We start from the raw sequence: 13,866 nt of genomic DNA, 5'->3' as shown, positions 1-13,866 counted from the left end.
CGTAGACTCATTTCTCATTCTGCACCCATTTATTGATATCATATCAATAAATGGGTAGTCTCATAAGACAACAACACAAGGAGGCCACGATGTCTTCTGTAGACTTCAAGCCACTGGCCGGGCTCCGGGGCGCGCAGTGGGACCCAGCGCGGCTGCCAACTGACATGATCGCCTCGGTCCACACCCTTACGACGGTCGATGGCGCCAACATCACCGGCTATCTCTATCGTCGCGGTGGCGAGCGAGCCGTCTGCTGCCTGATGCACCCGCGCGAGATCCTAGCCACCCACTACCTTGTCCCTGAGCTGCTCGACGCTGGCGCCGCGGTATGGGTCCAGGGATCCCGCAACCCAGGCAACGACCTGAGGCTAGAGCACGAACTAGCATTGCTGGACGTCGATACCGGGACGGCCTTTCTGAAGGACCGGGGCTACGAGCAGCTTATACTCGTCGGCAACTCGGGCGGCGGCGGGCTCTATGCTTTCTACACTGAGCAGGCCAACCTGCCCCCATCACATCGCGAGACGCACACGCCCGCCGGACGACCGGTGAAGCTCTCCAAAGCTCCGATGGCCAGGCCCGACCTGCTGGTGCTGGTAGCACCGCACCCTGGTCAGGGCCTGCTGCTCATGAACTCGCTGGATCCCTCCGTCACCGATGAACGTGACCCGCTCTCCCTGGATCCTGCCCTCTTTCCTTTCTCCACCGAGAACGGCTTCACACCGAATGGAGCGACCTACGCTCCCGACTTCATCGATCGCTACCGGGCTGCCCAGAGAGCCCGTGTCGACCGAATCGACCAAACTGCTCGGGACATGATCAGCGAACGTATGGAGGCACGCGCCCGGGTGAAAGCCGGCGAGGCTTCCGACCATGAGCAATTGTTGGCGGGCTGGCAGCATATTTTCGAGGTGCCGCGTACGGATGCCGATCTGCGCAACTGGGATCTTTCCCTCGATCCGACCGACCGCACGCTCGGCTCACTCTGGGGACGTGACCCGTTCAAGACCAATATGAACGGGGTCGGCTTCGGCAAGGTCTGTACGCCGGAGAGCTGGCTGTCGACCTGGTCAGGGCTCTCCTCGAAGGCTGGGGTACTGCGCTGTGCCCCGGTTATCGATCAGCCGACCTTCGTCGTGCGCTACACCGCGGATGCCTGTGTCTTTCCCGAGGAGATCTCCGCGATCTTCGACGCTCTGGGCACCTCTGACAAGGACCAGGCGACGGTCCGCGGCACTCATCACGGTCAGCCCCTCGCGGCTGGCGAGCCCAGTGGGCAAGCCCTGGCCGGCGAGGCGATCCGCGGCTGGTTACAGGACCGGCTCGTCACCTGAGTTACACCGCAGGAAGAGATCATGACCTACCAACCACAGCACCCCATGGCCGGTGTCGTCTATCCGCCAGCCGCCGACCTCGAGCGCTGGCACGCGTCCGGCACCATTACCGCTGAGACGCTAGCCGACGGTTTTCGCGCAGCGGCCCGGCAGCATGCCGAGCGTCCCGCCATCCTCTGGCTCGACGGCCAGATAAGCTATTCTGAGCTGGATGCGACGACTGATAGGGTCGCCCAGGGGCTCCTTCAGCAGGGGTTAAAGCCACTCGATCGAGTTATCTTTCAGCTCACCAACAAGCCGGAGACGCTCATTGCCTTTCTCGCCTGCTGGAAGGCTGGAATCATCCCGATCTGCACCCTGGCCGCTCACCGTGAGGCGGAGATCGGCTATCTCGCCGCGTTCGGTGGCGCCAAGGCCCACTTCATCGAAAGCGACGAGACAAAGTTCGACTTCCATGCCTTCGCCAAGAAGATGCAGAAAGAGGTAGAAGGACTTGAGCTGATCGTCTCGACCCGAGGCATCCCCGGTGAGGGTGCTATCGACCTGGCGACGCTAATGTCGGAAGTCCTGGACGAGGCACTCGCCGGGCTCGAGGCCGTGCCCCAGGACCCCTGGCAGGTAGCCGCCTTCCAGCTCTCGGGTGGCACGACCGGGGTGCCCAAGATCATCCCGCGGATGCACTCAGAATACCTCTACAACATGCGCCAAGCCTGGAACTTCAAGGGCTGGAATACACAAGACCGTCTATTCGTCCCCATGCCCTTTGCCCACAACCTCAACATGGGCTGCGGTTGGGGCCCCTTCCTCATGAACGGCGGCACGGTCATTGCCACGCCGCGGGTCGACCAAGAGGCGATGCGCGAGGTACACAACACCCTGCGGCCCACGATCATGGGCGCCGCCAAGCCGATCATCATGCGCATGAAGACAGAAATATCCCAAGGACATATCCCCACCGACGCACTGCGTGAAATCTTCTCCACCGACGCCGCCGAAGATGTAACCCGCACGATGGGCGTAGAAGGTCATCACATCTTCGGGATGACCGAGGGCACCATCATGTTCACCCGCCATGGTGACAGCGAGGCTATCCGCTTCGGTACCTGCGGTCGCCCAATATCGGAGCATGACGAGGTTAGGTTACTCGAGCCGGGGACCGAGAACGAAGTCACCGAGGGCCAGATTGGTGAACTCGCCGTGCGCGGCCCCTACACCATCCGTGGCTATTACAATGCCCCGGAGCGCAACGCGGAAACCTTCACCAGCGATGGCTTCTACCGCTCCGGTGATCTAATGCTGCGTCACCGGATAGATGGTCAGGAATATTACTCCTTCGAGGGCCGCATAAAGGACGTTGTAGACCGTGCCGGCGAAAAAGTGAATTGCGAGGAGGTCGAACGTGCCGTCATGGCCCATCCCGCTTTCATAGATGTTGCAGTGGTGGGTATGCCCTCGCCCACCCATGGAGAACGCATTTGCCTTTACGCAGTAGTGGAGCCCAGCACGACCCCACCAAGCGTCAAGGAACTCGGTGCCTTCCTCAAGGAAGCGGGGCTTGCGATCTTCAAATGGCCCGAACGCATTGAAATCATCGATGCGCTCCCTTTAACCAAAGTTGGCAAGCTCAACAAGGCCATCCTGCGACAGCGTATCGAGGCGACACTAGAGGGCGAGGCTTCTGGGGTTTCCGAAAGCACTTGACCTGATACATAAGCGCATAAATATCACCAATAATTGACTGGGTGACAAAATGAAGATCAGTGTTCTCGGTGGTGGCCCCTCAGGCCTCTACTTCGCCTATCTCGCCCGTAAGCGCCTCGGTAAGGTAGAAGTCCATGTACATGAGCGGAATGCGCCCAACGCCACCTTCGGCTTCGGCGTCGTCCTCGCCGGTTCAGGCCTTGCTCGACTGGAAAAGGCGGATACCGAGAGTTTCGCCCGGCTCTGCGGCATCACCAAGCGGCTCGGCAATCAGGAAATTATCCTGAACGGACAGGCCGTCTCAATCGGTGGTAAAGCGTATGGCGGCGCCGTCGAAAGGCTGCAACTACTCAAGGTACTGCAAGAACTCTGCGCAGAAGTCGGTGTGCATGTCAGCCACCATGACGACATTAAAGATGTCGAAGCCTTAGAGGATGCCGACCTGCTGGTGGGTGCCGACGGCGCAAACTCCACCTTGCGGCGTACCTATTCCCACTCCTTCGGCACCCATGACAGCCAGCTTTCCAACTCCTTCGCTTGGTACGGCGCCGAGCGTGTGCATGACCGCCCAACGCTAAGCTTCCGCAACGCTGGAGGAGGCGCTTTCTGTGCGCATTACTACCCCTATACGAATCGTATGTGTACCTACGTCATGGAGTGCGATCGCGCCGCCTGGGAGGGCTGCGGCTTCGGCGAGATGACCGAGGATGAGCGGCAAGCCTTTGTGGAAGAGCTTTACGCCGAAGAGCTGCAGGGTGTCCCGCTCATCTCCAACAAATCCGAATGGCGGAACTTCCAGCCGGTCTGGAATGACCACTGGACGTACGGTCACCGGGTACTGATCGGAGACGCTGTACGGCGGGCGCATTTCTCTATTGGCTCGGGCACAAGAATAGCAATGGAGGACTCCATTGCCTTGGTCCAGGCCTTGGAGACAAAGGGTGATATCCAGGCGGCACTTGCCACCTACGTGGCCACCCGCAAGCCAGCCGCCGACAAGCTGATCGGCGCGGCCCAGGAGAGCTACACCTGGTACGAGGAGATGAGTCGGCACATGCAACAAGCCGACACCCCCCACGCTTTCGCCTTGGACTACCTGACGCGCACCAGCCGAGTCGACACGGTGCGCGTCGCGTCCGAGTACCCCGCTTTCATGAAGGCCCTCGAGGCTGAACGCATGAGATTAACCGAATGACGTCCTACTCTTTTTTCCCCTCGACGGAAACAGTCATTGGTGATGCACCGCTGATCATTCGGCGCGTGGTACGCTGGGGGGACTGCGATCCAGCCGGAATCGTCTATACACCGCGCTTCCTCGATTACACCATTTCTGCTCATGAAGCATTCATTAGTTTGATGCTGGGCGGACCGCTCCATAGTGCAAAGTCGGGCCTCGGGGTGCGCTTCCCGGTGCGAGGTGTTGAACTCGACTTTCGCTCCCCCCTGCCAGTCGATACCCAGTTCGACATGGAGGTGCGAGTCGGTGAGATCCGCTCGCGCACTTTCGATCTCCACGTCACGGCTACAAGGGTCACCGTTGAACATCCAGGCCCGGTCGCCTTTCTCGCCCGCATCAGTCCGGTCACCGTCGATGGAGCCAGCTGGTCCGCCGTGCCCCTGCCTGACGCGCTGAGAGCCCGAATCGCGGCCTATGCCGACGCCCACCTCCTGCATGCGGAGAAATCGCCATGAGAACCTATCGAATCGGACAGATCGTGCCCTCTTCCAATATCACCATGGAAACCGAGATCCCCGCGATGCTCCGGCAGCGGGAGGCCATCCGCCCGGAGCGCTTCACCTTTCATTCCAGTCGGATGCGCATGAAGAAGGTGACCCCGGAAGAGCTGGCCGCGATGGACCATGACTCCCTGCGCTGCGCGCGTGAGCTCGCGGATGCCAATGTCGACGTGATGGGCTACGCCTGTCTCGTGGCGATCATGAGTCAGGGACTCGGCTATCACCGGACCTCCAAGGCCAGGCTGGAGGGGGCGGCTGTCGAAGAAGGGAAATCGATTCCCGTCATCTCCTCAGCCGGCGCGCTGGTAGAGGGACTCAAGGCGCTGGGCGTCAAGCGAGTCAGCCTCCTCATGCCCTACATGAAGCCACTGGCCGCCAAGGTCACCAAATACATCGAGAGCGAAGGGTTTGAAATCCAGGACAGCCTCGCACTGGAGATCGAGGATAACTTAGCCGTTGCCGCGCGCGACCCGATGGCACTTACTGAAGATGTCAAACGCTTGAACACCAAGGGCGTCGACGCCGTGGTGCTCTCGGCCTGTGTCCAGATGCCGTCACTGGCGGCACTGGCACAGGTCGAGGCGCGCCTGGGCATACCGGTGACTTCAGCCGCAGCCTGCACGGTCCGTTCGATGCTCAAGGCCATGCGGCTGGAGCCGGTGGCCCCGAATGCGGGTGCCATCCTGTCCGAAGCGGTGGCGTCGGTCTAACGCCCCCTTGCACGAATTACCCTTACACCCAAACAGCCGGTAGTCCGGCAACAAACTAGAGGTAAGGCAGTCATGAAAACAATCACAACCCTTCTTGCCGCCACAGTGCTGACTGTGACCGCCGTTACGGCCCAAGCCACCACGCAGGTTCGAATGCTCAAGACCTGGGACGACCGCTATCCCGGTTCCACCGTAATCTGTGATCGCTACGCCGAACTGCTCGAGGAAGCTTCGAATGGTGAGATCCAGGTCCAGACAATGGGCCCCGAGACTATTCCGCCATTAGAGCAATTGGAACCCACCCGCCAAGGCATCTTCCAAGTTCTCTGCACCTATCCCGGGTTCCACACCGGCTCCGCAACCCTGCTGACTGGCCTGGAGAGCATCCGCCCCGACGCTAAGGCTTTTCGTGAAAGTGGGGCAATGGAGGTGATCCAAGAAACTTATGCTAGCCTCGGCGTGCATGCCATCTCGGTGCCACTGGCCCATGGCTACTGGATCTATCTCAATCGCGACCTGTCGAGCGACGGCGATCTGAGGGGCCTGAAAATCCGCGCTCTTCCCCCCCAGCACCCCTACATCACCTCCATTGGTGGCACGCCGGTAGTAATGTCTCCAGCCGAAATGTTCAGTGCTTTGGAGCGTGGTGTGGTGGATGGAGCACTTTTCCCGGCTGCGGGAGCGGCAGGTTACGGCTTCTCTGAGGCCACTGACAAGTACTTCGATGCCGGAGCTTCCGCACCCCATATCATCGTAGCCAATGCCGCCTTCTGGGATGGGTTATCCGAGGAAGTTCGGGCAATTTTCGAGGCCCAAGCGGAAGTGCTCGAACACGAGGTGCCTGACACCTATGAGCGCCTTAATGCAGAAGAGCACGACAAGATGGCCGCTGCCGGTATGGAGTTCTTGACTCTCGAGGCCGAGGTCGCCGATACCCTGTCCGAGGCCATCGTCAACGGCGCCTGGAGTTTCGCGGCGACACGCAACCCGAATGCCACTGAAGCGCTGCACGCCATAGTCGAAGCGGCCGGGCTGCTCGACTGAAGCGATGATGTGTCGGGATCGTGCCCCGAGAAGCACGACCCGGCATGTCAATGAGAGGTTTACCACATGCTACCCCTGCTCACGAAAACCCACGACGCCATCAGCGAAATAGGACTCTATGCCGGGCTGCTTGCCCTGGCCTTGATCGCCCTGCTCATCTTCATGGGCACGATGTCTCGCTATTTCCTCGGTGCTCCAATCAGTTGGGTATCGGATTGGTCAAACTATCTGCTTGTAGTCTCTGTCTTTGTCACCGCCCCTGCGGTTACCAGACGTGGGCTGCATGTCAGTATGGATATCCTGCCATCGTTGTTGACATCACCCACCCTGCGGAAGGCTGCGACCGTCCTGGCTTCAGCTCTGACTTGCACAATTCTCGCCATACTCAGCTGGCTCTTGACGCGTAGTCTAGCTGACGCCTGGGCCTCCGGCACGACCACTGCTGCTGCCTATCCGATCCCGCGATGGTGGTTATTTGCGCTCATCCTGTACGGCTTGGCCTCCTCAGGATTCCATGTCTTGCGGACAGGCATCGCCGCCCTTTGCGCTGAGTACCCCGCCTATACCTCCGAGCCTACCGAAGGAGCCTGACACATGGCGATCTATGCCGGATTCTTCACCTTAGCGGGACTCTTCATCATCGGCGTTCCCGTCTTTGCTGCTTTCTTCGGTTTCAACATCATCGCAGCCATCCTGCTGATGGGCCCGCAAATGCTGTCGCTCTTCTCAGCGTCGATACTTGATACTGTCACCACAGGCGAACTGGTCACGGTGCCGCTGTTTATTCTCATGGGGGAGCTGCTCTTCCGCTCAGGCTGCATTGCCATTCTTTTCGACGCAGTGGACGACATCATCGGCCGAATCCGCGGCCGGCAATATGTCATTGTTGTAGTAATTTCGGTGCTTCTTGGCGCCCTCTCTGGATCAGCTGTCGCCGTAGCCGCCATGCTAGGCCGCACCGTTATGGTCGAGGGTATGAAACGTGGTGGCGATCGCCGCTTGCTTGCGGGCCTCATCCTTGGAGGTTCTTGCCTAGCCCCGATCATACCTCCTAGCTTCCTCGTCGTGCTGATCGGCATGCTCTCGGGTACCTCAATTTCAGCTCTACTCGCTGCCGGTGTCTTGCCGGGCCTCCTCGCGGGGCTACTCTTCTTTCTTTATGTCCAGGTGCAACTTCACCTCGATCCTAGCCGGGACCTTGAGCGCAATGAGAGCCGCTTACGGCGCCCACTCTGGAAAGCCATTATCTCACTGATGCCGTTTTCCCTCGTGATCTTCTCGGTCTTGGGATTGATTCTGCTCGGCATCGCCACACCCAGCGAATCTGCCGCCTGCGGCGTCGTGGGCGCCCTGATTGTCTCAGCGATTTACCGCAAGCTCACAGTAGAGATGGTGGTCGATGCCTTGAAGGGAGCTGTGCTGATGTCATCCATGATCTTACTGATCATGGCAGCCTCAAAGATTCTCACCCAATTATTGGCCTTCTCCGGCTTCACCCACGAACTGATAGCCTTCCTCACGGCTATGGAACTTTCGATGCTAGCGGCTCTAATATTGTTGATGCTGATACCTTTCGTGCTGTGCATGTTCCTGGATCAGATAGCACTAATGTTGATACTCATCCCGATTTACACCCCGCTGGTTGCCGTCTTCGGGTTCGATCCGCTTGTGTTCTGGACACTTTTCCTGCTGAACCTCACTTTGGGAGCTATCACCCCCCCCTTCGGCTATGCTCTGTTCACCCTCAGCGCTTCGAGTCCTAGCGAGGTTAGTCTGAAGGAAATTTACGCCGCAGCCTGGCCTTTTATCGGCTTGATTGTCCTTACGATGGCTCTAACTTACACCTTCCCAGCCTTGGTTACCTGGCTACCCGCTCGTCTGTAATGGCTCTCCCCTGATCTCGATACTTCTTGTGCAGCTAAAGCCAGGCGTGATCAGGGGATTATTAGCTGAAAAATCCATAGCCCATGCTTCATTGAGACTTTTGAAATAAACAGTGTCAAAACTGGCCATCGTTAATAAAACTGGTTATTCAGGAAGAAACTCCTCTGTCGTCAGCTAAGCAAAATATAAATGCGGTAAACCTGGATTTATGCGGATAGAATTAACCAAACTTGATCTCTATCAATCCAGTCAAAACATCCTTACCTTATGCTCAATGTCAGCGGTGTCTTGATACCGCCAAGGTAGCCAAGGGAGAGTGAAGATGAAAAGAATGAATGATTACTTTCAAGGAATGCGGACTTTTCGCGAGCTTCGACTCCATGCCCCCGAGGTCATAAAGGAGATGATCTACGATTTAGATTATCCAATAAGCCCGCCACTTGAACGAGTCGTGGCATGCACCTTGGATGAACGGCGTTGTCCTGACTTCCGGGCTGCTGAGGTGCTATTGCCTGCAATGATGAAGACCTTCGCCTTTTCACCTCATAAATTGAACAAATCGAGTCTGGAAGGCCTTGAGTCTGTTTGCAATATCTGCAGGAGGGTCGGGCACTGCTGGCGAGCCATGCGTGACCATGCTGGAACTGAGGTCTGTCGTGAATTCTGCCCAAACGTAGAGGCGTTCACGGTTATAGCTAACAATGAATGAGCTAGGCTTTTTTTCAGAGCTTCAACGGTTCATGATATGGCCTGATTGAGAAGGGGGCCTTTCGCTCAAGCAATAAGTGCAGCACCTGCGGTGTCCAGCGCTCCTGAGTACTTCCCCAGGAACACCTGTGCCAGTGTCCGATAGCCGAGGCGCTTTCGAGGGCGGTCGTTCAGCTTCTTGACCACCTTGCGCAGCTCATGTCGGTGACCTATCGGAAGTCCGTTCCCTTGAGGAAATACTGCCGCACTAGGCCATTGGTGTTCTCGTTGCTACCACGCTGGCTAGAGCAGTAGGGATCACAAAAATAAATCGCGGCGCTCACCGCCTTGGCTACCGCTTCGTGACCGGCGAATGGCGTGCGGGACAGGGGCTGCCTCGTCCTTCACGCCTTGGCGTAGCTACCCCGCTGCGGCAGCGTGAGCGAGTGCAGACCTTCTCGCAGCAACTCCACCGTGGTCTGAATGTTGTCGTTTCTGACGTGTCTGGCGAAAAGACCATAGTTAACGACTAGGCGCCCGTCCTGCTCGTCGGAAAGGCGGACGGCTTTCATCGTCGTTTCGCTCATGCTGTCGGGCGTCAATAGTGCTACCCCAAGGCCGCTTTCGACCGCTGCCCTGATGGCTCCGATATTGGAGCTGGTCACCGTCACGCGGTAGTCGCGGTCCGCACTGGCCAGAGCGTCGAACATCGCCCGGCGCCATGAGCACGGCTCGGCATAGACAATGACATCCAGTGGCTGGTCGGGGTCGAGATCGAGATCGATCGCACTGACCCAATTCAATTCGATATCCCATGTATGCAGTGGCTCTGCATCGAAGGCAGAGCTCGCCCCGATGGCGATATCGAAGGCGCCGTTCTTCCAGCGCTCACCCAGTATTGTCCCTTCATCGACCGTGATATTGAGATGGAGCTGCGGACAGATGCGCTTTAACCGCCCCATTGCCGATGGAAGCGCTGCAAGGGCGACATCCTCGGAAAGACCGATCTGAACCGTTCCCGTCACCTTCCTCTCGCTGAGATGTGCGGCCGCGGCTTCACCGAGCGCCAGCAGGCGTTTGGCATAGCCCAGCAGCAACTCGCCCTCGGTTGTCGGTATGACGCCACGTCCTGTGCGCCGCAACAGTCGTTGACCCAGCGCATCCTCCAGACGGCGAACCTGAGCACTGAGCGCGGATTGCTTGCGTCCGGCGCTTGCAGCAGCCCGACTGAGACTGCCGTGCTGGCAGACGGAAACGAACATCCTGAGCGACGCTGGATCAAGCACGTCTGATATCATGTTAAGACCATATCTGATAGTGGCGATACCATACTACGCGGATATCTCCTGCCTCACTACAATGGCCGATCAAACCGGGCCATAGGAGATTTCCTTCATGAAAGCAGCGATCTATTACCAGGCAGGGCCTCCGGATGTCTTTCATTATGGAGACGTCGCAGCCCCGACCACGGGCGACAATGACCTCCTGATCCGCGTCGAAGCGATCAGCATCGAGGGCGGTGATCTTGCCAACCGTCGTGACATTGCTCCCAAACCGAACGAAGTGCCCGGTTATGCTGCGGCGGGCGAGATCATCCAGGTCGGCAAGGCCGTGCAAGGCTTCTCTATCGGGCAGAAAGTCGCGACCTTCGACTGGAAAGGTTCACATGCAGAACTGCGCGCCGTACCCGCAGCCCATTGCTTCCTCGTTCCGGATGGCCTCGATATCAAGGTCGCTTCGACGCTTCTCGTTGGCCCCGGAACCGCAGCCTGGGCGATAAAACTGGCCAGGCTACAACCCGGCCAGACCGTGCTGATTCTTGGTGCTGCCGGGGGCGTCGGGCTGGCGGCCGTGCAGCTTGCCGCGCGGCTAGGTGCTCGCGTCATTGGCACAGGGACCAGCCAGGCAAGCCTCGCCAAACTCCGCGACTATGGCCTAGATGATGGCATCGTCGTGGGTAGTACACCGGCCAGCGAACAGATTCGGGACCTGTTGGATGGCAACAAGGTCGATGCCATCATCGACAGTGTCGGCGGCGCGACACTGGTCGATGCGCTGGACGTGCTCAAGGAGGGTGGCATCGCCGTTCTGATCGGCGTGTTCGGTAGCCGCAGCACACCCATCGATGCGGGGCGCCTGCTGATGCGTCGACAGACGATTATCGGTTGCCTGCTCGGCAACCAGATAGGCGAGGCAGAGCCACGCCGCGTCGTCACTGAGGTCTTCGACATGGCGCGCCAGGGGCAATTGAGCGCCCCTATCGATGCATGCTTTCACCTGTCTGATGCGGCCTCCGCCCACCGGCGCGCCGAAGAGCGCGGCCGGATAGGCCGAGTCATCATGACCGTATAGCGGAGATGCCACTGCCTCCCGCTCGCGAAACAAGCCCTAAGGCTGGTGTTGCCGATAGGTGTCGGCCTTGGCTGCAGAATACTTGCCCCTTGCCAAGCCCGAGACAGAATACGCATCCTTGCCACACGTAGGGATGCGGATCTCGCAGCCTCGTTCCATACGCAGGAGGCAAGTGGATTCGCGCGTCCCTGCGGTGCTCGGTGCGGCAATCGAAGGCAGGTGCTGCCTCCGACGCAGCACCCTGGCCATCCTCTTCCTGGACAGAGGCTGTTTGGTACTGCAGCAGGATTGGAGCACCCACTGGTCGATGACAGCATAGAGTTCAAGAAACTTCCCGACACGCTCGGAACTGGCAATCGCCACGTTGCCGCCACATACCAACATCATAGAGCCGAACAGGGTCAGTTTTCACATTGACACATCACACATCAGGAGTGTTGGATTGTGAGAACTACCCCCGAGTTACTTGCCTACGTGCCCGTCCAGAGTCGCCAGCACCGCATCGGCAGCTTGGTGCCCTGCATGGATCGCTCCTTCCATATAACCAGGAAAATGGTCGGCGATTTCGCTGCAGGCAAAAATAACTGGACCATCGATGGTACGGAGTTGTGCCGCCGCGTTCACTTCTCTGCCTCTGCCAATGTAGGCGTTATATCCTCCACCGGTCCAGGGATCATCTATCCAGGCAGTCGTCATGACTTCTAACAAATCAGTATCACTCAAGGCGTATGCCACCCTCAGCAGTTTGCGCGTAAAAGCAGTTTGCTCAGTCTCTCCCAAGCGGGAGAGATCCCGCGCAATCTGGCCCCCAGCGAAAATAATGAAACTTCGCTCATTGTCCCTGAACAGCGCCGTCTCAATGGCGACGAGGCCGGGAGGATCAAGGCAGACGACGTGTCGTCCAGCAGCGGATTCGGGGGCGGACGCCCCGGGTGACGCCACAGTAGCATTGATCTTGACGATTGCGCCGGCAATAAAGCTGTTGAGCGCGGAATGGGCGAGACGTGCGACAGAGTCAGGTAGCACAATTCGCCTTGCCGCTGTCGGTGGAACAGCGAGGACTACTGTACGGGCGCGCAGTGATCGTGCATTGTTGGCTACAACCACGACATCGCCTTCGATGCTGATGCGCTGAACTGGCCAATTGAAACGCGGAGGCTCAGTCAGGTGCGAAGCCAAATACTGGATCACCTGACCGAGCGGCCCGTCCGCGCGAAGTTCCATATCGCTTCGATCTGATGGAATATGCCGTGTGAGTTCCAGAGTGGCTGCAGCGCTCAGCCGAGTTGGTTCCTGACTCATGAGCTCCGTCATCATGCTTTGAACAGTCCTCACGTCCTCCGCCCCCGACAGTGCCCGATCCAACAGTTCGTGCAGTGACATACCCTTGCTGATTCGGTGTTCAAGCAGGCTCTCCCAGTCGAGAAGACTGGAGAGGTTCGCCTCCCTTAGCTTGGGCTGATGCAGATCAACGAGTACAGTTTGCGCACCATCCAACACACCGCGTTGCGTCTTCAATCCAGCACGCTGCACCAGTTCGATGATATTGGCCATGTCGGCATTGAAGAACCCGGCGCCTGCTTCGAGATAACTCCCTCGTGGTCCGGTGACTGACAGAATCCTCCCACCCGCTCGCGCCTGAGCTTCAACCAGTATGCAGCGCCGACCACACGCTGCCAGTTTGGACGCAACGGACAAACCCGCAAGCCCCGCTCCGACGACAACGACGTCTGCATCGATAGCGCTTCCGGGGCGTTCGATTTTCATATAGACTCCTTTTTGAGCAACTGCTCAGTAAGGATCGTAGCGCTTTTTGATCACATGCTCAACATGGGAGCCTGGAGTGAAAGCCACCCAGTTACGTCGAATGCCGCGCGAGGAGAGGCGATCACAGATTCTCGAAGCGACAGCATCAATGATGATCGAGCGCGGCATTGGAGCCGCGAGCAGCCGCGAGGTCGCGCGCAGCCTCAATGTCGGGACCGGCCTGCTTTTTCATTATTTTGACAGTTGGGAGACCCTCCGCCTCGAAGCCATCGAGCACGCGCTCGATCGTGATATCTGTGAGGTTGAGCGACGCCTTTCGAATGCCCCTCCGGACGAGGCAAGGACACTATTGGTGGACTGGATGGTGCCTGAAGTAAAAGATGCCTACTGGTCGCTCTGGCTCGATGTAAAGGACGCTGCTCGACGCGAATCCAAAATAGCAGAGGTTCTGGCCCGCCAACTGACACGATGGCACAGACTCGTTTCCGAACTTCCTTCATTGGAGGATGTGCGTAGGCGAGACACTGAAACCTGGAAAATCATTTGCCTAGTCGATGGGATGGCGGCCTATGTGCTGATCGACGAAGCATTTCCATCACGCGAACTCATGCGATCGACACTTCTTGAACTTCTACGATGAAAGAAGGGAC

Annotated in this window: 13 protein-coding genes and 1 pseudogene; 11 read left to right on the top strand and 3 right to left on the bottom strand. The window is 58.3% G+C overall.

Annotated features, from left to right (window positions below):
* Nucleotides 1-89 precede the first annotated feature (89 nt).
* From HOP51_RS01245 to HOP51_RS01205, 9 genes are all read left to right on the top strand, one after another.
* The gene (locus HOP51_RS01245) at nt 90-1,334 is read left to right on the top strand and encodes an alpha/beta fold hydrolase (protein ID WP_234272123.1); all 1,245 of its coding nucleotides are present in this window, start codon (nt 90-92) and stop codon (nt 1,332-1,334) included.
* A gap of 21 nt (nt 1,335-1,355) precedes the next feature.
* Complete coding sequence (locus HOP51_RS01240) at nt 1,356-3,035, top strand: AMP-binding protein (RefSeq protein WP_234272122.1); 1,680 nt, start codon at nt 1,356-1,358, stop codon at nt 3,033-3,035.
* Between the two features lie 49 nt (nt 3,036-3,084).
* Entirely contained in the window at nt 3,085-4,230 is a 1,146-nt protein-coding gene (locus tag HOP51_RS01235) for an FAD-dependent monooxygenase (protein WP_234272121.1), read from the top strand.
* A complete protein-coding gene (locus tag HOP51_RS01230; RefSeq protein ID WP_234272120.1) occupies nt 4,227-4,727 on the top strand; it encodes an acyl-CoA thioesterase in 501 nt (166 codons plus the stop codon). Before HOP51_RS01235 ends, HOP51_RS01230 begins: the two co-directional genes overlap by 4 nt.
* The gene (locus HOP51_RS01225) at nt 4,724-5,482 is read left to right on the top strand and encodes a maleate cis-trans isomerase family protein (protein ID WP_276574340.1); all 759 of its coding nucleotides are present in this window, start codon (nt 4,724-4,726) and stop codon (nt 5,480-5,482) included. Before HOP51_RS01230 ends, HOP51_RS01225 begins: the two co-directional genes overlap by 4 nt.
* Nucleotides 5,483-5,554: 72 nt before the next feature.
* A complete protein-coding gene (locus HOP51_RS01220) occupies nt 5,555-6,526 on the top strand; it encodes a TRAP transporter substrate-binding protein (RefSeq protein WP_234272118.1) in 972 nt (323 codons plus the stop codon).
* Nucleotides 6,527-6,592: 66 nt separating this feature from the next.
* Nucleotides 6,593-7,117 carry a TRAP transporter small permease gene (locus tag HOP51_RS01215; protein WP_234272116.1) on the top strand — a complete coding sequence of 175 codons (525 nt, stop codon included), beginning with the start codon at nt 6,593-6,595 and terminating at the stop codon, nt 7,115-7,117.
* A gap of 3 nt (nt 7,118-7,120) precedes the next feature.
* Nucleotides 7,121-8,410 carry a TRAP transporter large permease gene (locus HOP51_RS01210; RefSeq protein ID WP_234272115.1) on the top strand — a complete coding sequence of 430 codons (1,290 nt, stop codon included), beginning with the start codon at nt 7,121-7,123 and terminating at the stop codon, nt 8,408-8,410.
* Between the two features lie 322 nt (nt 8,411-8,732).
* Nucleotides 8,733-9,119: a hypothetical protein gene (locus HOP51_RS01205; protein WP_234272114.1), complete on the top strand. Its 387-nt coding sequence runs from the start codon at nt 8,733-8,735 to the stop codon at nt 9,117-9,119.
* A 65-nt stretch (nt 9,120-9,184) separates the two neighbouring features.
* On the opposite strand, the pseudogene HOP51_RS21135 reads toward HOP51_RS01205, so the two are convergent.
* A pseudogene (locus HOP51_RS21135) lies at nt 9,185-9,471 on the bottom strand (IS30 family transposase); the annotation flags it as partial.
* Between the two features lie 30 nt (nt 9,472-9,501).
* Nucleotides 9,502-10,395, bottom strand: coding sequence for a LysR family transcriptional regulator (locus tag HOP51_RS01200; protein WP_234272113.1), 894 nt, complete (start codon nt 10,393-10,395; stop codon nt 9,502-9,504).
* Nucleotides 10,396-10,492: 97 nt separating this feature from the next.
* On the opposite strand from HOP51_RS01200, the gene HOP51_RS01195 reads away from it, so the two are divergent.
* Entirely contained in the window at nt 10,493-11,449 is a 957-nt protein-coding gene (locus tag HOP51_RS01195) for a quinone oxidoreductase family protein (protein ID WP_234272111.1), read from the top strand.
* A 462-nt stretch (nt 11,450-11,911) separates the two neighbouring features.
* Here HOP51_RS01195 and HOP51_RS01190 read toward each other — a convergent pair whose 3' ends face one another.
* Nucleotides 11,912-13,216, bottom strand: coding sequence for a flavin monoamine oxidase family protein (locus HOP51_RS01190; RefSeq protein WP_234272110.1), 1,305 nt, complete (start codon nt 13,214-13,216; stop codon nt 11,912-11,914).
* Between the two features lie 76 nt (nt 13,217-13,292).
* Here HOP51_RS01190 and HOP51_RS01185 point away from each other — a divergent pair, with 76 nt between their 5' ends.
* A complete protein-coding gene (locus tag HOP51_RS01185; protein ID WP_234272109.1) occupies nt 13,293-13,856 on the top strand; it encodes a TetR/AcrR family transcriptional regulator in 564 nt (187 codons plus the stop codon).
* Nucleotides 13,857-13,866: the final 10 nt, after the last annotated feature.

This window comes from Billgrantia zhangzhouensis, assembly GCF_021404465.1.
Classification (GTDB): Bacteria; Pseudomonadota; Gammaproteobacteria; order Pseudomonadales; family Halomonadaceae; genus Halomonas; species Halomonas zhangzhouensis.
This window is presented reverse-complemented; position numbering and strand designations above follow the sequence as displayed.

Bases quoted from the DNA above. Each gene is read 5' to 3' on its own strand.
- HOP51_RS01245 (WP_234272123.1), top strand. From the start codon at position 90: ATGTCTTCTGTAGACTTCAAGCCACTGGCCGGGCTCCGGGGCGCGCAG.
- HOP51_RS01240 (WP_234272122.1), top strand. From the start codon at position 1,356: ATGACCTACCAACCACAGCACCCCATGGCCGGTGTCGTCTATCCGCCA.
- HOP51_RS01235 (WP_234272121.1), top strand. From the start codon at position 3,085: ATGAAGATCAGTGTTCTCGGTGGTGGCCCCTCAGGCCTCTACTTCGCC.
- HOP51_RS01230 (WP_234272120.1), top strand. From the start codon at position 4,227: ATGACGTCCTACTCTTTTTTCCCCTCGACGGAAACAGTCATTGGTGAT.
- HOP51_RS01225 (WP_276574340.1), top strand. From the start codon at position 4,724: ATGAGAACCTATCGAATCGGACAGATCGTGCCCTCTTCCAATATCACC.
- HOP51_RS01220 (WP_234272118.1), top strand. From the start codon at position 5,555: ATGAAAACAATCACAACCCTTCTTGCCGCCACAGTGCTGACTGTGACC.
- HOP51_RS01215 (WP_234272116.1), top strand. From the start codon at position 6,593: ATGCTACCCCTGCTCACGAAAACCCACGACGCCATCAGCGAAATAGGA.
- HOP51_RS01210 (WP_234272115.1), top strand. From the start codon at position 7,121: ATGGCGATCTATGCCGGATTCTTCACCTTAGCGGGACTCTTCATCATC.
- HOP51_RS01205 (WP_234272114.1), top strand. From the start codon at position 8,733: ATGAAAAGAATGAATGATTACTTTCAAGGAATGCGGACTTTTCGCGAG.
- HOP51_RS01200 (WP_234272113.1), bottom strand. From the start codon at position 10,395: ATGATATCAGACGTGCTTGATCCAGCGTCGCTCAGGATGTTCGTTTCC.
- HOP51_RS01195 (WP_234272111.1), top strand. From the start codon at position 10,493: ATGAAAGCAGCGATCTATTACCAGGCAGGGCCTCCGGATGTCTTTCAT.
- HOP51_RS01190 (WP_234272110.1), bottom strand. From the start codon at position 13,216: ATGAAAATCGAACGCCCCGGAAGCGCTATCGATGCAGACGTCGTTGTC.